The organism is Blastopirellula sp. J2-11, from assembly GCF_024584705.1.
Classification (GTDB): Bacteria; Planctomycetota; Planctomycetia; order Pirellulales; family Pirellulaceae; genus Blastopirellula.
The window spans coordinates 6095134-6118027 of the sequence record NZ_CP097384.1 but is presented as its reverse complement, the minus strand read 5'-3'; the positions used below and the strand labels follow the sequence as shown (position 1 = coordinate 6118027).

Here is a 22894-nt window from a genome sequence, read left to right as displayed (position 1 = left end):
ACGTTTTTGGAGAGGGAAAATCTCTCTCGACCGACGTTGTTTTTCTCCAACTGAGCCGATGATTATGTTCTCAACTCACAGTCGCATTGCGATTTTTTGCGTGGCGATGATGTTTGGCGCTCCGCAAGAAATTTTCGCCCAAGACGGCGACGATACGAAAAGTGATGACAACTTCTACTCGTTCATGCTGGCCGGGCAGTCCGATAAGGAACGCCGCGGCAAAACGCCAGAAGTGATCGCACCCTACAACGCACCGATGCCGGCGCTTGATTTTTGGGGAGGCGATTTCGGCAACGGGCCGGGCTTTGGGTTCTACGGCGGCGGATATGGACTTGGCTACGGAGGCCTCGGCATGGGCGGCTTGGGGTACGGAGGAATCGGGTACGGCGTTCCATTCGCCTATCCAAGCGGAATCGGTTATCGTGCTCCGTATGCGTTTGGCGCCGCAATGGAACCACACGGCGACGGCCTGAGGACAGAGCTTGAGTCGCGCGCCGCCAGCCAACAACCGCTCAAGATGCAGACCACGCCGCGAATGCCGTTTGGCGGCGGTCCTGGTCCGATTCGTCCGCCGATGGCTAGCCACTAATCCAGATTGGGCGCCATCGTTTGCAACAGCGCGTGCAGTTCGGTTTGCCGTGCTAACGTCGGCAGTTTGACCTGGATGCGAGTTCCTTTTCCTGGTGCGCTGTCAATCGCGGCCGAGCCGCCAAAGAGCCGCGCTCGCTCGATTATGCCGCGGACGCCAAATCGTTCGTTCGAGACTTTGGAGAGGTCGAATCCTTTGCCATCGTCTTGGATCTCGATCGCGATGCGATCTCCTTCACGGCTCACTTTCACGCGCGCCGCCGCTGCGCCGCTGTGGCGACGCACGTTGGAAACGCCTTCTTGAACGATGCGAAACATCGCGCCCATCAGCAGCGGATCAAGATCTTCATAGTCCCCGGTGCAATCAATGGCGGCGTCAAATTCATACCGGTCCGATTCTTCTGCTGCCAAATAATGGAGCGCTTCGACCAGTCCGTCATCATCGATCACCAGCGGCCGTAAGCGACTGATCGTGCGCCGGGCTTCGGTGATCGCCGAACGAAGCATCTCTAGCCCTTTGGCCTGATCTTCCAGCGCCGGGTGCTGCTCGTCCTGCAGTCGATAGCGGACGGCGTCAAAAGCGAATTGAGCGCCGACAACATACTGCACGAATCCGTCATGGATTTCGAGCGCCGTGAGCTGGCGTTCTTTTTCCTGCAGTTGCCATAGTTCTCGCAGCAGCTGTTCGTCATGCGCCTGGCGACGCTGCATTTTTCGTAGTTCGGAGACGTCTGTTGATGCGATCACGGCTCCCTGGATTTCGCCATCAATGACCAGTGGACTGCAACGCACAAGCAGATCAAGGATCCCGTCGCCGTGGGGAAACTTCGTTTCCCAACTACGCATTTCGCCATTTTCCAGCGTTGCTCGCATATGCTCGGTGATCGCTTCCGCATCCTCAGGAGTTGCGAAATCCATCATCGAGCGTCCCAGAACGTCTTCGACTGTGAGTCCGGGCGCAGTTCGGTTGATGTAGCGCGTCACGCCGTCACGATCCAGCGTCATGATAAAGTCGGGCGAGCAATCGCTAATCGCTTGCCAGCGCGCGGAGATTGCTTCCAGTTCGACGCTTTTTTCGACAACTTTGTTTTCGAGTTCGCCGCGCGCTTGTTCTAAGGGGGTGATGTCCCAACAGACGCCGCACATCAAAACCGCCTTGCCCGAGGCGTCGCGTTGAACGACCGCTCGATCTGAAAGATAATGGATCGATTCGTCCGGCCAGACGACGCGAAACTGATCTTCGAACGCATTCTCCGAAGCGATCACGCGTTCCAGCACTTCCCGAACTCGCTGCCGATCATCTGGGTGAACGGCGGTGAAGAATTCACTGACGTGAATCACCTCTGAATCGGTAGGACGACCGAACGCCGGGAATAACGAGCTGTTGAGCGTGACGAGATCGGTGGTCAAATCCCAAATGAACGCGCCGAAATCACGAGGAGTCAGCGCCAGCCTTAGTTGCGACTCCGATTCGGACAACCGTGCCGCCGTCAGCTTCTCTTCGGTGATATCAATACAGATGCCGTTGTACTGTAAGAAATCATCCGAAATGCGAACAGCGCTTGATCGAACTCGCCCCCAGCGGACATCGCCAGAGGGCGAAACAAGCCGCATATCAATCGCGAACGGCATACTAGCGTCATTTAGACAAGCGTCGACCAACGCAAAATAGGACTCTCGATCATCCGGATGGATCATCTCGATCATCAGATCTGGTTGATCGTAGATCGCTTGCTCCGTGTATCCGAAGCGTTGAATCCCACTTCCCACATACGTCATCGAGAATTCAGTTCCATCGATCTTGTTGAGCGTTTGGAACAAGAAGCAGGGAAGATTGTTCGCCAGATTGCGCAACGAAGAGAGTTGGGCGGTTAAATCGCGATTCTCACACTGCAGTTTAGAGAATCTTGACTTTGCATCGCTCAACTGTCGCTCTAGTTGAGCGATTTGTTCTTCGAGAGGAGGAGAGTCCACGGAGCTGTTCAACTTTGCGAAGAGGGCACAAATAGATGGTTCCCTCTATCTTAACCGCAAATAGCCAGTTGTCCGCCATCGGGGTGGTACGGATCTCCGCGAACCGCCGGACTGTCGTAGCGATTACATCGGCGGCGGCGGTAATTGCAACGCATTATCGTTGACCGGTTGCGAAAGCGCCGCCGCATATTGCTCGAGCGTCGCGACCAACGAGCGGAAATCGGCCCGTTGCGACAGTTGGGCGTATTGCGGGTTGGCCATCACGCGGCGAAAATTTTCGAGCGATGCCTCCAGCGCTTGCGGCGAAGGTTGACGCCCTGGCGTATACACCTCGGGCGGCAGCCCCAGATAGCGTCGCCAATTGTCATCCAGCACCGCGCCCAATCGCTGCGACGCCGCCGCGGTTTCGGCCTGCAATTGATTCAAATGCGCTGAGGCCTGGCCTAGCGTTTCGGTTGCCGCTGTCGGCTGCTGCTCTGCAATCATCCCCGGCTGAACGGCCGTCTGCGGCGCCGAGTATTTCAAGACGGTGGCGACCAGTTCGTTCGCTTCCGGCGGAACGCCTGCAGCGTAATAGGCTTGGGTCGCGGCGTTGTTCATCTGCAAAGCGCTGCCGTCAAGCGACGCGCCGATAAACAAGCCGCGGCTCCGGTTGTACGAGTAGATTTCGGACTTCAACTCAAGATCGGTTCCGGCCGAAGCTTGACGACCCAACGGGCCAGCGGCCGCGGCCGCATCAACGCCCAGCGTGAATTTCCCTTGCAGCAAACCTTGCACACTCTTTTGCGTGCGGAAAACCAGGACCACGTCGGTCGATTGTACGCCGACCTGCCAACCGACGCTGCCGCCGGTCATGCTGACAAATTGCGGTGCGGTCCAACCGCCGGTCGCTGCGTCACGCACCATCACCACGCCGTTGCCATGTCGCACGCCGACCACAAAGCCCCCTTTGATCATATTGGGGATGATCACCAGGCCTTGGGCGTCGGCAAGCATTTTGTGTGGAATTCCCTTCGCCGGGATCTGCATGATCTCGTTCAGCACGCCGGTCGACTGTGCGACGGTTTGCGATTCGAGAGACTGCGCGTGGGCCGGAGCGGCGACAAACAGCGCGATCATGCAAATGGTCGCCGTGGTCAGTTTTACGTAGTGCATGCGATTACTCCTTGTTGGTCGCGCCCCGTATGTCCGTTTGTTAGTACGGCAATTTACCCGGGATGGGTTGCTGGCAAAACAGAGAAATCTTTGCTAGCAGCTATCGCGCCCACCAATTCGGCTTGAATCGCGTCCCCTCGTTGCCGATGATCCTTGTATGTCGAAAACAACGCTCGCCACACTCCTGTTCTTCCTCTTGCTGGCCACGCCGGGCTGTGCGATCTGCGAGTGGTTAGGACAAGGTATCGCTGGGCAATATTACGGCGCCGCCGAACGATCGGAACATTGGCGAGAATCGACCGGTCACGACGATTGGCGACAAAGCGATTTCGACTATTAGTCGCCGGCGATCGTGCGCAGCCGTATCTCACATCCCCCACTCTTGATGTTTTCGCCTCGGTTGCTGTTGACCCCATTCCGCCTGGCGACGTACTCTCCCCGAGAATTCGTCGCCGCAGCCGAACTCTCGGACGTGCGACGGACTCATTCGTATTGCAGCTAGCAACCTTGTCTCCATGGATTTTTTGAGGATGTCGCTGTTCGTCCCTCGATTGTCGATCGTCGTACTGCTCGCGCTGGGCGCTTGCGGTTGCGCGCTTTGGCAACAGGATACGACGACGGAGCCTTCAACTTTGCCGCAGTCGAACATCGCCGACGACACGGTGGTGTTGGAAACGACCAAGGTGCGCATTCCCAATCTGCAGCAAGATGCAATCGCGAAGATGTGGCTCGAAGTCGATGAGCAATTTATGCCGACCTCGACGCGTCACCATTTGTACGACAACGGAATCCGCGTTGGTTTGATCAACTATCATTTGCCTCAGCAGATTCGCGATCTGCTCGAAACCGGCTCCGGCAAAGCAGGTCTGAATGGGCAAACGTCGGTTCTGGTCAAAGATGGCGAAATGCCGATCGCCGAGCAGCGCCGTTTCCGCAAAGGAAAACGGGGTGAACTGATCGCGTCGGACGTGATGCCCGAGCTGACCTGCTTCGTCAAGCAAGGAGATGCGGTTACCGGTGAAACTTACTACCAGGCCCAATGTCGTTTCGCCATCCTCACCTATCCGCAAGGAGATGGTCGCGTGCTGGTCGAATTGACTCCCGAGATTCAACACGGCCAACCGCAGCGCGACTTTTCGTCCCCAAGGGACGGCATTTTTGAGATCGCCCATCGCCCCCGCTCCGAGGCCCTCTCGGACTTGACGATGAAAGCGATCATGTCTCCCGGTGAGACCTTGATTTTGGGGGCCACCGACGAGCTCAAAGGGGCTGGAAAAGCCTTCTTCTCGCGCGCCGATGGGCGACGTCAGGTGATGTTGATTCGCTTGGCGGCGAGCCAGACCGGCAATCTTTTTGCCGCGGAAATAGAAAAAGCTGCCGAGCCTGGGGAGATTTCACCCGTTAAGGCAGAATCTACGGAAAGCTATAGCTCCGTGTCGTTCGATTAAGTTCCGGGGGATTGACCGCAGCACTTCTACGGTTTGATAATCGATCGCTTGCTAAGCCGAAACAATTTACCGCAGGGCGCAAACCAGCGGTGATTTCGCTTCTACCGCATCCTGATTCGCGTCCTTACTGTTCTGCTGAGGAGAATTTCATGCCGCTGATTACGCTCCGCGTTCTGCTCGACCATGCCGCCGAAAACAACTACGGCGTCGCCGCTTTCAACGTCAACAACATGGAGCAAATTCAGTCGATCATGGAGGCCGCCGCGGAAACCGACAGCCCTGTGATCGTCCAAGCGTCGCGTGGCGCTCGCGCTTACTCGCAAGACAACTACTTGCGTCACTTGATGATCGCCGCTTCGGAACTATATCCGCAAATTCCGATCGTCATGCACCAAGACCACGGCAACAGCCCTGAGACCTGCATGAGCGCCATCGAGAACGGCTTCACCTCGGTGATGATGGACGGCTCGCTGAAAGAAGATGGCAAGACCCCGGCTGACTTCGACTACAACGTCGCCGTCACCAAGAAGGTGGTCGAAATGGCGCACGCCAAAAACGTCGGCGTCGAAGGAGAACTCGGCTGCTTGGGTTCGCTCGAAAGCGGTACCGGCGAAGCCGAAGATGGTCACGGCGCCGTCGGCGAGCTGTCGCACGATCAGCTGCTGACCGACCCGGACGAAGCGTTTGAATTTGTCAAAGCGACCGGCGTAGACGCGTTGGCCGTCGCGATCGGTACGAGTCATGGCGCTTACAAGTTCACGTCGAAGCCGACCGGTGAAGTGCTGGCGATGGATCGCATCGAAGCGATCCACAAGAAGTTGCCGAACACCCACTTGGTGATGCACGGCAGCTCGTCTGTTCCGCAAGAGCTGCAGGATATCATCAATAACTACGGCGGCAAGATGAAGCAAACCTTCGGCGTGCCGGTTGAAGAAATCCAACGCGGCATCAAGAGCGGCGTTCGCAAGATCAACGTCGACACTGACAACCGCATGGCGATCACCGGCGCCATCCGCAAAGTGCTGACCGAAAACCCGTCGGAGTTTGATCCCCGCGCTTACATGAAGCCGGCTCGCGCTGCGATGAAGCAAGTTTGCATCGACCGCATGACCGCCTTCGGTCAAGCCGGCATGGCCGCCAAAATGCGCGACGCCAAACTGATCTAGTCGCCGCGAAAAGTCACGACCCACAGTTGTAAAACTGAGAAACGCCCTGATCTTTTGATCAGGGCGTTTTGCGTTCGAAGCGACGATTGAGAACACCAGCCCGAGGCTCGAGCCGAAGGAATGCGGTCAAAATCACCAAGCCGAATGAACCGCCAATAAATCGCGCCACAAATGAGGCGAAACCTACAGCGGCATCCGTTCCGCCAGTTCGCCTAACGCTTCATCCGGCGATCGATCACCAGCGCTATCGCGGCCAACCTGAAAATCGCACAACTTCAGAGGACACGCATCGGATGAGTGTCCAAAAATTGTCTCTTTACAAAGCGCACGCAATTCGGGTCGATTATATGAGGAACGAAAACCGCCAAGTCGCAATCGCGAGTTGGCCAATTCCTGCGCGCGCTCGGAGATTCCTTGGCGGCTCCCAGCCAAACTCGATTTATGATGTAGGGAATTCGACATGCACCAATTTTCGCCTCTGGGGACAGTGGAACAACTCCAGTCCAACCCTGCGGACAAAAAAAACAAAGCGGTCCAGTCCGGTCCGCCCTGTCCAGTCCAACCTTGTGCGGTTCGACCGCATTCCATCGGCTTGCGCCCTTTGAAGTTGCGCTATTTCGAATCCATCGAACACTAGCCCGCCAGCGCGAGCGAGGGAATACGGTTCGCCACTTCAATCCGTGTTAGGATCGCCAACTCCATTCCCTCGCTGGCGCTGGCGGGCTAGTGTGACGATTTTCGGTGGATTCGGACCCTGTTTGATCGTGCTTCACCCGTGTTCAACACTTCCTGAATTGCTAAATAGCGCAACCTCAAAACTTGCGCCTCGGGCTAAAGTGAAATTTGTCCGCATCCACCACTTGGTTTTATGAAACGCCTGCTCGTACTCACCGGCATCTTGATGATCGCGGCGCTGGCCGGCGGTTATACGTTCTTTGCGCGGGCGCCCGTTTATCGCGTGTCCGGTCCGTCGATGGCGCCGGCGCTATTGGGGCCGCATTACGGCGTGACTTGCCCTGAGTGCGGACATCGCTTTTCGATCGATGCGACCCGCGGGCCGATACCAACGGCGACTTGCGATTACTGCGGCGCGATCGCGCCGATCAAAACCGGCGCTGTCCAACCTGGCGATGTGATCCAACCCATCTCCGGCAAGATCGAGCGATTTGATCTGGTGATGTTTCCTGATCCTGACGCCCCCACGCAACAAGTGGTCAAGCGGGTCGTCGGCTTGCCGGGCGAAACGATCGAGGGCCGCGACGGCGATTTATGGATCGGCGGCGAGCGTTATCAAAAACGCTGGGACGAACTCTCCCGCGTCATGCTTCCTGTTTACGCGGTCGCCGACAATCTGGCCAGCGATCCGCGTATCGTCATCACGGACGACGGCTGGATCCAATATCATCACCAGGTCCATAGTCAGGGGATTCAAATCACCGGCGCCGCGCCGCCGTTGGACGACTATCCCTACAACCAAGGATTGTCAGGCAAGCTGCATCCGCTCAATGAATTGATGTGCACCTTCGATTGGAAGCGGAATGGACCGATGGAGGTGATCTTTGGTTTTGAACAGAACGAATTCCTGCTGCGCGAAGATCCGCCTAGGGGCAGGACTTTTTGTTATCTCAAAGAGGGGGAGATCTATCCCATTCGTAACTCACAAACGGAGGGGGCCTACAAACGGACGCCGCAAACGACGGTCGTGCATGCCTGCGTCTGTGACCAGCTACTGCAACTGGGAAGTGAAACTCAGTCAGGCGGTGTGACGGCCCCTTACCAGCTAGAACCAGGAAACTGCACCGCAAAGCCCCTGCGAATCCATCCTGGCAGCGGCCAGATCGAGAGCCTAAAAATCTTCCGCGATATCCAATATGCTGATTTTCCGGAAACCAAAATCCCGGCGGACGCGTACTTCGTATTGGGGGATAACGTGCTGGCATCGCGAGATTCGCGGCATTTCGGGACAGTTCCGGCGAAAAACGCTCGTCGGATGGACCTCGCTAGCAAGCCGGACTAAAGTTTCTTCAGATCGGTAAATCCGGTATAGTTTCGCTTTTGGCGCCTGAACTGGGCGCTCTGTCTGACTGAGAACGTGCATGGCCCGCAAGAACCGTACGAAATCCGCAATCCCTGACGCTCCGGAATATTCGCCGACGCCGAAGAAGGGGGCGGCTCCGAAGAAGTCGACCGCGGCCGACAACTTTGCGATCAGTCGTGAGTTCATCGAATCGGTAGCGATCGCGATCGTGCTGGCGCTGCTGTTTCGCGCGTTTGAAGCCGAGGCCTTCGTCATTCCGACCGGATCGATGGCGCCGACGCTGTTTGGCCGGCACAAAGATGTGCTCGATCCCGAAACCAACTACGAGTACCACGTCGGCGCGAGCGACGAAGTCAACTCGCAGACCGGGCAAGTGATCGAAGGCCGCTCGTTGATCGGCACGATTGATCCGCTCTACCACACCGTCCAGAATATCGAAGATCTGCCGTCGTATCCCGGCGATCGAATCTTGGTCAGTAAGTTCGCTTACGAGTTCTTCGCTCCCAAGCGCTGGGACGTGATCGTCTTCAAGCAACCGCAAGAGCCGAACGTCAACTACATCAAACGGTTGATCGGATTACCGGGCGAAACGGTTCATATCTGGCACGGCGACATCTACGTCTCGGAAGATCCCGAGGACGAGGTCGGGAAGATCGCTCGCAAGCCGCCGCGCAAGCAACTGACGCTGCTGCAGACGGTCTATGACTCGGACTATCCAAATCCTGATCTGGAAGAAGCCGGTTTTCCTGATCGGTTTGAGCCCTATCCGCTAAGCAACACGGCCTGGCGCAAGACGAGCGATGAATATACGTACGCTTGTACGCCGAGCGGCGGCGAGATCGACTGGTTGCGGTATCGAAACATCTTCCCCGGCTCATCCGATTGGAATTCGGCCAAGCATGGACAGAAGGTCAACGCCCAGCGTGCGCGGGACGATGACAGCAGTTTGATCACCGATTTCAACGTTTACAACGCGGCCTCCTACGCGGGCACGCCGGGCTTGCCGGCTCGCGATTATGGAATGCACTGGGTCGGAGACTTGGCGCTGGAAGCCGATTTGAACATCGCGTCAAAAACCGGCGAGATCATCCTGGAATTGGTGGAGGGCCGCCACAAGTTCCGCTGCACGTTTGATGTGGCGACCAGTGAAGCGACGTTGTCGATCGTCGGCGAACAGATCACGTTTGACGCGGCGGACGGAAAGCCGATCACCGCCGCAACGGCGGTGCGCGGACCGGGACAACATTCGGTTCGCTTCGCGAATTGCGATGACGAGCTGCGACTGTGGGTCGATGACAGTCTGATCACCTTTTCGGCGCCGGCGACGTTTGTTTCGCCGCGTACATTGAATCCGTTTTGGAGCGAAGAGGATCCCGGCGATTTGCTGCCGGCCGGCATTGGATCGCGCGGCGCTGCGTTATCGGCCAAAAGCTTGCGGATCAAACGCGACGTCTACTACATCGCTGATTCGACGCAGACCCGCCGTGGACGCCCTGAGACGATCTTGGACTATCATACGGCCAATGAGCGTCCGACGGAAAACATGATCCTCGAGATCATGCGTAGTCCCAGTCAATGGAGCACGACTGACATCTTCGATATGCGGGCGCAAGTCAGCTTCACGATGGAAGAAGATCAATACTTTCCGATGGGCGACAACAGCGCCGCAAGCTTTGATGGGCGACTCTGGCCGATCGGTGAGCAATACGTACCCGGTGATTTGCTGATAGGCAAAGCGCTGTTCGTGTATTGGCCCCATTCAACGCACAATCCGGTTCCTTACTTTCCCAACTTTCGTCGCATGAAGTTTATCGAGTAACGTACTCGATCGCTTCTCGACGCCGCATGGATGCGCAGCGAGACCATGGAAGAGCTCATACTCTCGGCCAACGACCTCGAAAAAGTCTACGGCAAACGCAAAGTGGTCGACGGAGTCACGTTTGACGTCCGTCGCGGCGAAATCGTCGGCCTGCTTGGCTCAAACGGCGCCGGCAAGACGACCAGTTTTCGCATGACCTGCGGCATGATCGAACCGAACAAGGGGAAGGTCTATCTCAACGGCAAGAACGTCACCGACTGGCCGATGTTCAAACGCTGCCGTGACGGCGGCATGGGATATCTGGCCCAAGATTCCAGCGTCTTTCGCAAACTAACTGTCGAGCAAAACCTGCTGGGCGTGATGGAGCTCTTGGGGATGGACGGCAAGACGCGCCGCAAACGGTGCGAGGACTTGTTGACCCGGTTTGATATTACGCACATCCGCAAATCAAGGGCCGCCTCTCTTTCTGGGGGCGAACGCCGTCGTCTGGAGATCGCGCGTTGCTTGGTCTCTGACCCAGAGATCATCATGCTCGACGAACCCTTCACCGGGATCGACCCGGTGACGGTCGACAGCATCCAGATGATTATTAAAGAACTGCGGCAGTGGGGGATATCGATCCTGATTACCGACCATCAAGCGGAGAAGACGCTCGAGATTATCGATCGCTGCTACGTCGTTCATCGCGGTAAGATTTTATGCGAAGGGCGCCCAGACGAAGTCGTGAAACATCCCGATGCAATCGAGTACTACTTTGGAAATCTGCATCGAGCGTTCGACCGTTCCGGCGCCGCCGCCTAAAATATTGCAGCTCAAGATTTTCAAATCGCCGGATAACGCGTCGGCCTGTCCGGCGCGATAGTTAGACATTCCATGCATCAACACCCCTCCGCGGAATCGACTCCTTCCGCTGCGCCGGATTCTCGTTCGATGGAGGAAGAATCGACCGCACACTTTCGACCTATCCGGCCGTTGGTTCATTTGATCAGCAAAGCGAATCTCATCGCGATTTTGCTGATCCTGCTCGGCGGAATCTACTGCGCATCGCTTGTCGGTCTGGTGATCGGCTGGGCGCCGATTCGTCTGGGCGTACGGATTCGCCGGTTAACGCAGCAGTTTGACGACGCGTTCAAAGCGAAAGACGCGATCCTCACGCAAACCTTGTTGGTCGAAATCGACCGGCTTGTCCGCATCGGCGGCGCCGTGCTCATGACGTTGACCTTGGTCGCGATTGCGGCGGTTGGCGTCGGCTTGTGGATGAGCGTTTAACCGGCGGTTTCCTTATCGCAGCGCCGCGTCAATCGCGACGAGCGTCGCGCCAATACCGCCGCTCAGTTTGGCGTCGGCGATCTGATCGAGCCCGGTCTCGTCGCGATTGAGAATCACAACACGGCCGCCGCGACGCCGAACAGCGACCGGCAAATCGGCCGCCGGCGTTACGACCAAGGACGAACCGATCGCCAAGATCAAGTCAGCCTGACTGCACCAATCGTAGGCCATCTCCAACACGTCGGTCGGCAACATCTGACCGAACGAGACGGTCGCATGTTTCAATCTACCCTTCGCACATTGGGGACAGGGAGGAACTTCGCCGGTTTCGCGAAATTGTACGACCAACGAATCGATCTCAAAGCGGGCCGAACAATCCAGACAAGTCGCTTCTCGCGCCGTTCCATGCAACTCAAGCACATTGCGACTGCCGGCGATCTGGTGCAGTCCATCGATGTTTTGCGTGATCAAACCGCGGGCGACGCCGCGTGCTTCCCAAGCGGCCAAAACCTGATGGCCTGCATTGGGCGCCGCAGCGGAGAACTCGACGTGCGCTTCCGACTTTTGCCGCCAATACTCGCGGCGTGCGTCAGCAGATTGGCGAAACTCGTCGTAATAGATCGTTCGATATTTGGTCCAGACGCCTCCGGGAGAGCGAAAATCGGGAATACCGCTCTCGGTGCTGATCCCAGCGCCGGTAAACAGAACCGTCGATTCTGACTCGGTCAACCACTGGGCGACCAGTGAGATATCTTCCGCTTTACTCATAACTTCGACTCACATGACTGCAGCACAGGGAACCGAACGGCGACTTGTCTGACCATTCTACTGTTTGCTGGACATGGCTCGCAGCAAGCGGCTTCGAGAATCGCCTTTCGGCGTCAGACGGTGCTATAATTGAGCAGACGACTCCTCTCCTTCACTCTATCGCATCGAGCCGCATCATGAAGATCACATCGATCGCCGTTTACCAGGTTGACTTGCCGCTGCGAGAAGGCAACTACGCTTGGAGCGAGGGGAAAAGCGTCTCGGTATTCGACAGCACGGTGGTGCGAATCGAAACCGACGCCGGCGTCAGCGGACACGGAGAAGTCTGCCCGCTGGGCCCTGTCTATTTGCCGGCGTACGCCGCAGGCGTACGAACCGGAGTCGCCGAAATCGCTCCCGCTTTGATCGGCGATGATCCGACCGAATTAGCGAAGCTGAATCGTAAGATGGACTATCTGCTGAAAGGGCATCCGTATGTCAAATCAGCGCTCGACGTCGCTTGCTGGGACATTTTGGGGCAAGCGGCCGGTCTGCCGATTTGCACGCTGCTAGGAGGCCGTTACGGCGAAGACTTTACGCTGTACCGAGCGATCTCGCAACGACCGGCGGCCGAGATGGCCGAAAACGTCGCGATGTATCGGGGCGAAGGTTACCGGCGTTTTCAGTTGAAAGTAGGCGGCGATCCGAACGAAGATATTTTGCGAATCTGCGAAGCGGCCGAAATGCTGGAGCCTGGCGATAAGTTGATCGCCGACGCCAACACCGGCTGGCTAAAACATGAAGCGCTGCGCGTGGTCAACGCGGTGCGTGATGTCGACGTTTATATCGAGCAGCCGTGCCCTTCTTACGATGATTGTCTCGCGGTTCGAGAGCGGACGACGCTGCCGTTTATCTTGGACGAAGTGATTGATAGCGTCGACATGATCGTGCGCTGCGCCGCGGATCGAGCCGCCGACGTGGTCAACCTGAAGATTAGCAAACTGGGCGGACTCACCAAGACGCGGCAGGCCCGCGACTTGTGCGTTTCGCTTGGTCTCGGCATGACGATTGAAGATAGCTGGGGTGGAGATATCGTCACCGCAGCGATCGCGCATCTGGCGCATAGCACGCCGACTGAGCACCTTTTTTCGTCGACCGATTTCAACAGCTACGTCACCAAAAGCATCGCCGAGGGCGCACCGCAGCGCAACAATGGCCGCCTAGCCGCATCTAACGAACCAGGCCTGGGCGTAAAACCGAAGCTTGACGTATTGGGAAAACCGGTCGCGATCTACGGCAAGTAGTCGAACGCCGCGAAGCCAGCGAAAATCGTTGCATGACACTACGCTAGTGTTGGAGTCACAAGTTAGATTTTGGCGCCCGGGACAGGTCGTTTACGCCGAGCACACGACGATCCATCCGCTGGCGCGGAACCCGCCGAGCAGCCAACTTGCTCGCAAGCGATTTTGGCGATTCGTGGCGAGCGGCAAGACGCGATCGATTTCAAAGCCGGCGGCGCGGAGCGCTTTTAACAGTTCGCCGCGGCTGAAAACGTGCAAAAAGAAGTTGGGCACGTTCCGATATTCATAATATTTATCGCCCCGTTCGTGCCACTTCAAAATGTGGGCGCGAAACAGGTGAAGCGCCACCCAACTGAAACCGCTCGGCTCGAACAGGTTGAACCAAAAGTTGTGCACATGGACGACGAACTTGCCCCCAGGCTTTAAGATGCGCCGCGTGTGCTCGAGAAATTTCGCGCGATTCTCGGCGCCATGAATCATTCCCAGCGTGCTGAACAAGCAGATCGCGTGATCCACCGAATTGGTCTCAATCGCGCTCAAGTCGACCAGATTCGCCTGCACGCAGGTGATGTCGAGCTCGTCGATCTGCGCCTTTTCGGCCACCACGCGCAACATCTCGGCCGACAGGTCGACCGCCAATCCGCGATTGCCGCGGCGTACTAAAGGAACCAATGCCCGAGCGGTGCCGCAGCCCAGATCGGCGACCAATCCGGCCGGTGGTATCGATTCGGCGATGACGGCTTCGTCAAACTGAAAGAGGTCGCTGAACGCGAAATACTCGTCGTAATCGTCCGCTATCGCCGGTGACTCGACGTAATCCATCGTTCCCCGCGTCACGCCGGGGGGAAGCTGCCATCGAGGTTTTTGTTTGCTGGCCATGGGGCGATTATAAACGGTCGCTTCCCATTTCGATCAGGGGGCGTCGCCGAGCGCCGCACAGCTTGCTACGCTAACTCTCATGACTACCAAACCGCCGCTCGGCCTTTTTATCACCGGTAATAATACAGAAGTCGGCAAGACGTACGTCACGGCTTTGATTGCGCGGCAAATCGTCGCGGCCGGGATTCGGCTCGGCGTCTATAAACCGGCCGCGAGCGGATGTCGTCTGGTCGACGGCCAATTGGTCGCCGAAGATGCGGTTCAATTGTGGGAAGCGGCGGGGCGCCCAGGCACGCTAGAAGAGGTCTGCCCACAAAAGTTCGCCGCCCCGCTCGCGCCCCATTTGGCGGCGCGTGCCGAAGGCAAGGAACTGGACGTCGATTTGCTGCGCAGCGGCGCTGCAGCTTGGGCAGGCCGATGTGATCTGCTGTTGGTCGAAGGCGCCGGAGGGCTGATGTCGCCGTTTTCTGACGAGCAGTATGTCGCCGACCTGGCGCACGATCTCGGCTATCCGTTGATTGTGGTGGCGGCGAATCGCTTGGGGGTGATCAACGAGACGCTGCAAACGCTGATCACCGCATCGGTGTTTCGTGGCGGCATGGATATCGCTGGCGTGATCCTCAACGACCTGGCGCCGACCCCCGAAGATGTGAGCCGCGACAGCAACTATGCCGAATTGACGAAGCGATCCACGCCGCCGATGCTGGCGCATGTGCCGTACTCCGCGGAGCGGCTGCCCGCGCAGATTGATTGGTTAAAGCTGGCGCAGACAGACTGATGTCGATACGGGCCGCGCCATGTCTCACCGTCGACGGTGCTGCGCGGCACGTATCGACATCAGCCGCACGGCGTTAGCCGCGGTTTTTGTTACCAATTTTCCGTCGACAAAGAGTTCCTGTCAGAAACCGCGGCTAACGCCGTGCGACTGATTTTGGGGGGAAAAGCTAGACGACAGGGGACTCTTTGTTCAGCTTGCTGAAAAGCGCTCTAGCCCGTTGCGCGAGCGAATACGGCTCGCCACTTCAATCCGTGTTAGGATCGCCAACTCGATTCCCTCGCTTGCGCTGGCGGGCTAGTGTTCGATTGGTTCGAAAAATCGAAATTTCAAAAAATGCCGGGACGGTAAGCCGCTATTGCTGCGGGCGATATTCCTGATTTTGCCATCGCGCCCCCTAGTGGCAGGCTGGCGCGATTCGGCGCGCCGGTTATGATAGTGCGTACGAAACATCCGCCGCATACTCGCCAGGAGGGCCCAAGCCTTGTCGAAGGTCGCGCTCGATAAGCTGAAAAACGTTGACTGCGTTCAGGGAATGAGCAAACTGCCGGATGGTTCGGTCGATTTGGTCTTCGCGGATCCGCCGTTCAATATTGGCTTCAAGTATGACGTCTACGACGATCGTCGTTCGGCCGATGAGTATCTCGAGTGGAGCCGCGCCTGGATGGAGCAAGTGGCGCGCGTTCTGAAGTCGGATGGTTCGTTCTGGCTGGCGATCGGCGATGATTTCGCCGCCGAACTAAAAGTGTTAGCGACGCGCGATCTCGGCATGCATTGCCGCAACTGGGTTGTCTGGTACTACACGTTCGGGATGCATTGCAAAGCGAAGTTCACGCGCAGCCACACGCATCTCTTTTACTTTGTGAAGGACCCCGAAAACTTCACCTTCAACGACATGTCGGTGCGCGTCCCTTCGGCGCGAATGTTGGTTTACGGCGATCGTCGCGCCAATCCGAAAGGACGACTGCCGGACGATACCTGGGTGCTTCGTCCGCAAGACATTCCCGATAGCTTTCAAGCCGAAGAGGATACATGGCACTTTCCGCGGGTCGCCGGCACGTTCAAAGAGCGGGCCGGTTTCCATGGGTGCCAGATGCCGGAACAGTTGCTCGGCCGGATCATCAAGGTTTCGAGCAGCGAAGGAGAAACGGTGCTCGATCCGTTTGCCGGCAGCGGTTCAACCTTGGTCGTCGCGAAGAAATTGGGGCGTCGTCACTTGGGGTTTGAGATGTCGCCGGAATATGCTGCTGCGGCTCAGACCCGGATCGATGAAGTCAAATCAGGCGATCCGCTGACCGGTTCGCCAGAGCCTTCGATGAGTGCGCCCAGCACCGCCAACGGGCGGCATGTAAAGGATGTGAAGCCGCAGGGAGTGAAGCGAACGACGAAAAAGAAAGCGGCGACCAAAAAATAACGCCGCGTGAACGTCTCGTGAAGATTTGACGCGACCGCTATTCGACCTGCGTTGCTCAGATCCATAATCAAAGTTCTTCTTCGAATTTTGATTTCAGCCCGAGATAGATCCTATGAGCCATCTGCTCGTCGTCGACGATGCGGCGGTCGATCGTAAACTGGTCGGCGGCTTGCTAGAGAACCAAACGAACTACCAGGTCGAGTACGCATCCAACGGGCTCGATGCGATGGAGCAGATCGAAGCGAAGCTGCCGCTGGCGGTTATCACAGATCTGCAAATGCCAGAGATGGATGGAATGCAGCTGGTCACCCAAATGCGCGAGCTTTATCCGACGGTGCCGGCGATTTTGATCACCGGCTTCGGCAGTGAAGAGATCGCGTTGCAAGCGCTTTTACTGGGCGCCGCGGACTATGTCCCCAAAGATGCGCTTGCGCGAGAATTGGCCCATTCGGTCGAAAGCGTGCTGCAAATCTCGGATCGGGATCGACCGCAACAACGATTGTCACATTGCCTACAGTACGAAGAGTTACGCTACGAAATTGAAAACGACGTTCGCCTGGTCGCGCCGCTCGTCTCCAAGTTGCAGCAATCGACGATCGAGATGGGAATTGTCGATCAACATGGATCAATTCGCCTGGGCAAAGCGATCGCCGAAGCGATCCGCAACGCGATCTACCATGGCAATCTCGAAATCTCGTCGAGCCATCTCGAGCATCCCGACGAAGCGGCGGCAGTCCGTCGCGAAGAGGCGCCCTACAATCAGCGCCGCGTTCACATTCGCGCCAACTTGGCGCCCGATCAGGCGAGGTTTTTAATTCGTGACGAAGGAAAGGGCTTCGATCTGGGGCAGTTGCCCGACGTCCAGGAAGATCCTTCCCGCTTGACCCAATCCGACAAACGCGGATTGGTGCTAATTCGCACGTTTGTCGACGAAGTGATTTTCAACGAGTCGGGGAACGAGGTCACATTGGTGAAGATCTCGCCAGCTTACTCGTAACGACAATTTCTAGGTGGCCTGACGAGCGGCAGCTTGCTGGCGTTCGTATTCTCGTGAGCGCCGCCAGAGGTCGAGGATCCCCGAGATCAGCGTCACACGGTTCGTTTGGCGATATGGCGCGTCGGCCGGCAGTTCTTCCATCAGGCGACGATGCGCCGCCGGCATGTTGTGATACGGCATCGAGGGGAACAGGTGATGCAACGCATGAAAACGGGTGCCAATCGGCCCCCACCATGTTGTAATCCAAGGGCGGCTGGGATAATTGACTGAGTCGAGCAACTGTTCGACAAAAGTCATTTCCCCCTCCTCATTGTCAAACCGATGCGCCCCTAACGTGCGGATTGCATTGATCGTCAAGATCGTCGCGCCAGTCAGATAGCATTGAATCAGAAAGGGAAACGGGTACTTGCCGACCGTGCAGACGCTGATCGCAATCGCCAGACACCACAAGAAGCAGGCGATCTCTTGAAGCCGAATGATGCGCATCGCTTGGGCGGTTGGCAGCGGACGGATATAAGTCGGATCCATCACCAACGACGATGCATGTCGCAGCACCAAGCGACGCAACGACGGACTGATCCAGGTCAGCGGCGTGAGGATTAGGTAACGAAAGACGGTCACTATCGGAACGAGAAAACTGCCGAGGACAAACGCGATCATCTGCCAGCGCCCGTTTTGTCCCAGCGCCAAGTATTCGCCATCTTTGTCCGTTCCGTAATGCTTACGGCGATGATGGTCCATGTGCGGGTAATATACGAACGAGGGCATCAGAAACGGAATGCCGACCATCAGGTTCCAGGCAATCCGAAAGAAAGTGAACGAACCGCTACGCATATGAACGAGCTCGTGAATGAACATCGCCAGGCGATAGAACATCAAGCAACTCACCATGAAGAGCCCGATCTGCTGGAGCGAAAACAACGGCGAGGGCTTCACCCATTGGAAAGCGGTGACGCCGATGGCGTACGTCACCAGAAAGTCGGTCCAATAGATGACCGGATTCGGCTTGAATAGATCGTGGACGATCCGTCTGGCGCTAACCAGTGAGACGTCGGGGCGAGCAGCGGCCCGTTGTTGCGAAACGGCGGTGCGTGTATCGGCGAGACTCATCGGTCAATTTCCCTCAGTGCAGCAAAATCAAATGCGAGAAATCCAAATCCCTCCTTAGAAACCCAAGCCCTACACAGGGTTGAGTAGTTCAGCGAAAACTATCCATAATTAACGGCAGATGCCTTGGGGCGGGCCACCAAACTTCCCGCGACCCATAAAGTCCGCATATTTTGTTTAAGAATACCAGCTATTATGGGAATTCAGGTAGTTAAGTAAAGCAGCGGGCCTTTGCGCATTTACTACAACGACGACAATCATTAGATTCCCCAAGGGGCGGTATTTTTCGCGCTGTCATCCCGATTTAACTACCTAAGACGCTTCTTATTTTTGAAAACCGGGCTTTTCGGACCCTCATGGCTGAACCTGTCGAAGTAGTGATTACCGGACTTGGTGTTGTCGCCCCCACGGGTATCGGCGCGCCCAAATTCTGGAACGCGCTGGTGCATGGCCAGAGCGGTATTTCTCCCTTGGTTCAGTTCTCCGCCCCTGGTTTTCCGGCGAATTTTGGAGGTGAGATCCGTGATTTTGACCCCAAAATCTATGTAAAGCCGCGCAAAAGCCTGAAAGTTATGTGCCGCGAAATCCAAACCGGGTTTTCGGCCGCCGCGATGGCGATGGAGCAAGCTGGGCTTGAGCCGGGAAGCGTTGACCCGGAGCGTTTGGGCGTTGTCTACGGCAGCGAGATGTTTTTCTCCAACTATGACGACATGATCTCGGCCTATTCACGCTGTCTGCGCGACGGCGAATTCCAGTTCGAGAATTGGGGAGATGCGTTTACCTCCGAGATCAATCCGCTTTGGATGCTCAAATATCTGCCTAACATGCCTGCCTGTCATGTCGGCATTTATTATGACGGTCGCGGCCACAATAATACGATCTGCAGCGACTCGATTTCGTCGCATGTCGCTTTGTCAGAGGGGGTTGCGCAAATCCGGCGTGGTCACGTCGATGCAATGATCGTCGGCGGCACCGGATCACGAGTCGCGATTAACGCGTTGATGTTCCGTGGGGACGAATTGCTTTCGCGGCGCATTTTTGAGCCTGACAAAGCATCTCGTCCTTTTGACAAAGATCGCGACGGCTCGGTCCATGGTGAAGGAGCAGCCGCGCTAGTTCTGGAGAGCCGCGCATCGGCCGAGGCCAGGGGAGCGGAGATCCTGGCGATCGTCGCCGGCGACGCGAATCGATACGCCGCCGCCGAAAAGGGAGATCCGTTCGCGACTTCCGCGGTCGCCAACAGTATTACGGCGGTCCTCGCCGACGCCCAACTTTCCGCCGCAGATGTTAGCGCCGTCGTCGCGAATGGAGTCAGCATGCGGAAAGACGACGCCTACGAAGCGGCCGCAATCGCGGCGACGCTGGGCGACGTTCCGGTCACCGCGCCTAAAAGCATGACCGGCCATATCGGCGCCGGTTGCGGCGCCTTGGATCTGGTCACCGCGACGATGATGTTGCACGAATCGCTGATTCCGCCGACCCTCAATTATGAAACGCCGGATCCGGCTTGCCCGATCAACGTCATCACCGGCGAGGCGCGAGCGGGAACGCTAAATTCGGTCGTTTGCTTGGCGCAAAACCGAACCGGTCAAGTAACGGCAGTCGCATTGAAGCACGCTTAAGCTTGCGACGCCGCCAATTCTCGCGCGGCGATCTTTTCGCGTCCTTGCAAGAACCGCCGCCGCCACCAGATCCAAATGCAGACCGCCATCCCGCCGAAGAAGCCGCTGGCATAGGCGGCCAAATGGGCCCACATGTCGATCAAAAATCCCAGCTGGGCTTCGCGCCGCATCAGACGGGCAAAGTCGGGAGCGGGACGAATCACGCCCGCGTTTCCCAAAAACCAAGCGGTCAGCCCGGCGACCAGCGAGCCGATCGCCATGACCAGCAGCAGATAGCCAATCGGTCGGATCAAATCGCGAGCCGCGAGTTGGGGACCAGCTCCCAGTCTCGCCAACATCACCGCTGGGATCGAGAGAATCAAGCCGACCCACCAGGTCGCTTTGACGCCCCATGTGAGCGCCAAGATGGTCGGATCCGTCGCACCGCCCCACACCGGCGGATGAAAGACCGTAAAATATTCAAGACAAATCCGCGTCGTAATCATGTCATGGCAAACGCCGTACAAAATCGCTGCGGCGATGCACAACATGATGATTTTGAAAGATTCCGACATCGTTGTCTTACTTGCGAGATTCGGTTTCGATGCGATCGACCACCGCAACGCGTAGATCGCATACGTTGGTGTGGGTCGGACCCGTTTTTAACAGACGATCAAGCGGCTCAAAAAAATGATAGGCGTCATTGCGCTGTAAATAGTCATTCGCCGCGAGTTGTCGATTATTGGCCTGCGTCGCGCCGGCGGCGTCGATCCACGCGCCAGCGGCGTCGGTAGGACCATCTTCTCCGTCGGTTCCGCCGCTGAGGATCGCGATTCCGTTCATGGGCTGAGCCGGAGAAGCTTCGCAGAGTCGCTGATAGGCGGCGAGCGTCAGTTGTTGATTTCGTCCCCCTAAGCCGCGATCAGCTTCGGCAGCCAGTTGAACCACCGGCTCACCGCCGGTGATTAAGCAGTCAGGCCCTTGCGAGTCACGCATCCGCAGCGCCATTTCGGCCAGATGACGTCCGACCGCTTCGGCCTGACCTTCGCTTTGTCGCGCCGAGGTCATCGCGTGCGAATAGCCGCGGCGTTCCGCCTCGACGCCGGCGGCGTCGACCGCGACGGCGTTGTTGCCGATCACAAAGTTGTGGACGTCGCTGGTTGGACGAGGCGCGGCTGCTTGTTGGTTCTTCAGCACCGAAACGATCGACGCGAACTGCGGCAAGTCGCTCGCGCCCAAGTCATGCAGCACTTGCAGCGCATCAGCCGCGGTCGACGGATTGGGGGTGGTCGGCCCCGACGCGATCACGTCAAGCGGATCGCCTAGCACGTCGGAGATAATTAGGGAGACGAGATGGCCCGCTTGGCAAGCGACGGCGAGCCCGTTTCCTTTGACTCGACTTAGTTGCTTGCGAACCGTATTTAGTTGCACGATATCGGCGCCGGCGCCGCTAAGGTATTGCGTGATCGCTTGTTTGTCGGCCAGGGTGATCCCCGCGACCGGCGCGGTCAGCAGCGCAGATCCTCCGCCAGAAATCAAAGCGATGCAGAGGTCGCGTTCTCCCAGGTTGCTGACGCGATCGAGGATCTCGCTGGTGATCTGCACGCCGGCCGCGGTCGGCGCATTGACGCCCGCCGGTCGTCCGCCGCGCAACTCGATCCGCGATAAAGGACGGACGCAATCTTCAGGAACGCTTAGCAAGCCGCGCAGTCGTTTGGCTTGCATCAGGTCTTCGCCGAGCGCTAGTTCCAGACCAGCCGCCATGCCGGCGCCAGCCTTTCCGGCGCCAACCACCGAGATGCGATCGATGGTTCTCAGATCAAGTTCGACGTCGGCCAAGCGTAGATAGTCGCCGATCAGCTCGACGTTGTCACGCAACAGTCGCTCGCTATTGACGGCAGCGACGCCGGCTCGCCAAATCGCCAGGAGATCGGTTTGCAACTGTGCGGCGGTTCGCTTCATCGAATTACTTGGTTCCGGCTTCGCGAATGCGAAAAATGTCGAGCCATTGCTGAGGGCGGTCGACTTGAATGTGGCTAAGGGAGTTGTCGTCATCCGCGCAGCAGACCAACCCAATCAGATATTGTTGGGCGGCCGATTCAAAACGCCCGGCGATCGCGCACCAAGGAGTTCCGGCGCCTTTTTCGCCCGGCAGCGCCGCTTCGACAAAAAAGCTTTGAGCGAAGCCGCTGACGCTCAGTTGTCCGGGCCAGCGAAAAAAATCGGGCCGGTGAGAACGGACAATCTGCATCATGCCGGGGGCGAAAGCCTCCATCACTTTGCGGAGCTGATCCTCGTCGGGGATTGGGCGATTGCGACCAGACGGTGCGATCACGACCGCGATAATCCGAACCGGCACATGATAGACTTCAACGCGTGGACCGATCAGCGTGCCTGGCCCCTGCGTGACTCCCCGATCGATATCGATGCGAGTCAAGTTTTTGTCGGGCGGCGGCGCCGGCTGGGGACGCAACCAGCGCAGCGCGGCGTAGCTCAGCAGTGCGATTCCGACCAACAGTCCTAGCAGGATAGGGTTAGGAACATAGTCGAACCACGAAGCGGTTGTTTCGGGGTCAACTTGCAAAAAGAGTACCGGCATCGGGCGATAGGACGCAT

General features: G+C 57.4%; 21 protein-coding genes. 13 read left to right on the top strand and 8 right to left on the bottom strand.

Annotated elements, in window-relative coordinates:
• Window positions 1–64 precede the first annotated feature (64 nt).
• Window positions 65–589: a hypothetical protein gene (locus M4951_RS24300; RefSeq protein WP_262024184.1), complete on the top strand. Its 525-nt coding sequence runs from the start codon at window positions 65–67 to the stop codon at window positions 587–589.
• Here M4951_RS24300 and M4951_RS24295 read toward each other — a convergent pair.
• Together M4951_RS24295 and M4951_RS24290 are read right to left on the bottom strand one after the other, a co-directional pair.
• Window positions 586–2562 (bottom strand): PAS domain-containing protein, encoded by a 1977-nt coding sequence (locus M4951_RS24295; RefSeq protein WP_262024183.1) that lies wholly within the window; start codon window positions 2560–2562, stop codon window positions 586–588. The two genes, M4951_RS24300 and M4951_RS24295, sit on opposite strands and share 4 nt — an antisense overlap.
• A gap of 123 nt (window positions 2563–2685) precedes the next feature.
• Window positions 2686–3717 (bottom strand): lipid-binding SYLF domain-containing protein, encoded by a 1032-nt coding sequence (locus tag M4951_RS24290; RefSeq protein ID WP_262024182.1) that lies wholly within the window; start codon window positions 3715–3717, stop codon window positions 2686–2688.
• A gap of 157 nt (window positions 3718–3874) precedes the next feature.
• On the opposite strand from M4951_RS24290, the gene M4951_RS24285 reads away from it, so the two are divergent.
• The 7 genes from M4951_RS24285 (at window position 3875) to M4951_RS24250 (ending at window position 11457) form a co-directional block, all read left to right on the top strand.
• Entirely contained in the window at window positions 3875–4057 is a 183-nt protein-coding gene (locus M4951_RS24285) for a hypothetical protein (protein WP_262024181.1), read from the top strand.
• A 190-nt stretch (window positions 4058–4247) separates the two neighbouring features.
• The gene (locus tag M4951_RS24280; RefSeq protein ID WP_262024180.1) at window positions 4248–5165 is read left to right on the top strand and encodes a hypothetical protein; all 918 of its coding nucleotides are present in this window, start codon (window positions 4248–4250) and stop codon (window positions 5163–5165) included.
• A gap of 149 nt (window positions 5166–5314) precedes the next feature.
• Window positions 5315–6331, top strand: a complete 1017-nt coding sequence (fba, locus tag M4951_RS24275) for a class II fructose-bisphosphate aldolase (protein ID WP_262024179.1) — start codon at window positions 5315–5317, stop codon at window positions 6329–6331.
• Window positions 6332–7199: 868 nt separating this feature from the next.
• Window positions 7200–8348 carry a S26 family signal peptidase gene (locus M4951_RS24270; RefSeq protein ID WP_262024178.1) on the top strand — a complete coding sequence of 383 codons (1149 nt, stop codon included), beginning with the start codon at window positions 7200–7202 and terminating at the stop codon, window positions 8346–8348.
• 79 nt (window positions 8349–8427) lie between these two features.
• Window positions 8428–10188, top strand: coding sequence for a signal peptidase I (gene lepB / locus M4951_RS25595; protein WP_315985746.1), 1761 nt, complete (start codon window positions 8428–8430; stop codon window positions 10186–10188).
• Window positions 10189–10233: 45 nt separating this feature from the next.
• Window positions 10234–10989: an LPS export ABC transporter ATP-binding protein gene (gene lptB / locus M4951_RS24255; RefSeq protein ID WP_237564729.1), complete on the top strand. Its 756-nt coding sequence runs from the start codon at window positions 10234–10236 to the stop codon at window positions 10987–10989.
• 72 nt (window positions 10990–11061) lie between these two features.
• Complete coding sequence (locus M4951_RS24250) at window positions 11062–11457, top strand: DUF5362 family protein (RefSeq protein WP_262024177.1); 396 nt, start codon at window positions 11062–11064, stop codon at window positions 11455–11457.
• A gap of 12 nt (window positions 11458–11469) precedes the next feature.
• Here the strand turns inward: M4951_RS24250 and M4951_RS24245 are convergent, their stop codons facing one another.
• Window positions 11470–12225, bottom strand: coding sequence for an SIR2 family NAD-dependent protein deacylase (locus tag M4951_RS24245; RefSeq protein WP_262024176.1), 756 nt, complete (start codon window positions 12223–12225; stop codon window positions 11470–11472).
• A 176-nt stretch (window positions 12226–12401) separates the two neighbouring features.
• Between M4951_RS24245 and M4951_RS24240 the strand changes: the two genes are divergently transcribed.
• Window positions 12402–13508 (top strand): cis-3-hydroxy-L-proline dehydratase, encoded by a 1107-nt coding sequence (locus M4951_RS24240; RefSeq protein ID WP_262024175.1) that lies wholly within the window; start codon window positions 12402–12404, stop codon window positions 13506–13508.
• A 90-nt stretch (window positions 13509–13598) separates the two neighbouring features.
• Here the strand turns inward: M4951_RS24240 and M4951_RS24235 are convergent, their stop codons facing one another.
• Complete coding sequence (locus M4951_RS24235; protein WP_262024174.1) at window positions 13599–14384, bottom strand: class I SAM-dependent methyltransferase; 786 nt, start codon at window positions 14382–14384, stop codon at window positions 13599–13601.
• Window positions 14385–14463: 79 nt separating this feature from the next.
• Between M4951_RS24235 and bioD the strand changes: the two genes are divergently transcribed.
• The 3 genes from bioD to M4951_RS24220 all read left to right on the top strand — a co-directional run bounded on the left by bioD (window position 14464) and on the right by M4951_RS24220 (window position 17570).
• Window positions 14464–15162, top strand: a complete 699-nt coding sequence (bioD, locus tag M4951_RS24230; protein ID WP_262024173.1) for a dethiobiotin synthase — start codon at window positions 14464–14466, stop codon at window positions 15160–15162.
• 481 nt (window positions 15163–15643) lie between these two features.
• Window positions 15644–16573, top strand: coding sequence for a DNA-methyltransferase (locus M4951_RS24225; RefSeq protein WP_262024172.1), 930 nt, complete (start codon window positions 15644–15646; stop codon window positions 16571–16573).
• 112 nt (window positions 16574–16685) lie between these two features.
• Complete coding sequence (locus M4951_RS24220; protein WP_262024171.1) at window positions 16686–17570, top strand: response regulator; 885 nt, start codon at window positions 16686–16688, stop codon at window positions 17568–17570.
• 9 nt (window positions 17571–17579) lie between these two features.
• On the opposite strand, the gene M4951_RS24215 is transcribed toward M4951_RS24220, so the two are convergent.
• Window positions 17580–18680 carry a fatty acid desaturase family protein gene (locus tag M4951_RS24215; protein WP_262024170.1) on the bottom strand — a complete coding sequence of 367 codons (1101 nt, stop codon included), beginning with the start codon at window positions 18678–18680 and terminating at the stop codon, window positions 17580–17582.
• 353 nt (window positions 18681–19033) lie between these two features.
• On the opposite strand from M4951_RS24215, the gene M4951_RS24210 reads away from it, so the two are divergent.
• Entirely contained in the window at window positions 19034–20299 is a 1266-nt protein-coding gene (locus M4951_RS24210) for a beta-ketoacyl-[acyl-carrier-protein] synthase family protein (protein ID WP_262024169.1), read from the top strand.
• Here the strand turns inward: M4951_RS24210 and M4951_RS24205 are convergent.
• From M4951_RS24205 to M4951_RS24195, 3 genes are read right to left on the bottom strand one after another with little or no spacing between them, the layout of a single operon-like run.
• Entirely contained in the window at window positions 20296–20853 is a 558-nt protein-coding gene (locus M4951_RS24205; RefSeq protein ID WP_262024168.1) for a hypothetical protein, read from the bottom strand. The genes M4951_RS24210 and M4951_RS24205 overlap by 4 nt on opposite strands.
• A gap of 7 nt (window positions 20854–20860) precedes the next feature.
• Window positions 20861–22240, bottom strand: coding sequence for a glycerate kinase (locus M4951_RS24200; protein WP_262024167.1), 1380 nt, complete (start codon window positions 22238–22240; stop codon window positions 20861–20863).
• A gap of 4 nt (window positions 22241–22244) precedes the next feature.
• Window positions 22245–22877, bottom strand: coding sequence for a hypothetical protein (locus M4951_RS24195; RefSeq protein ID WP_262024166.1), 633 nt, complete (start codon window positions 22875–22877; stop codon window positions 22245–22247).
• Window positions 22878–22894: the final 17 nt, after the last annotated feature.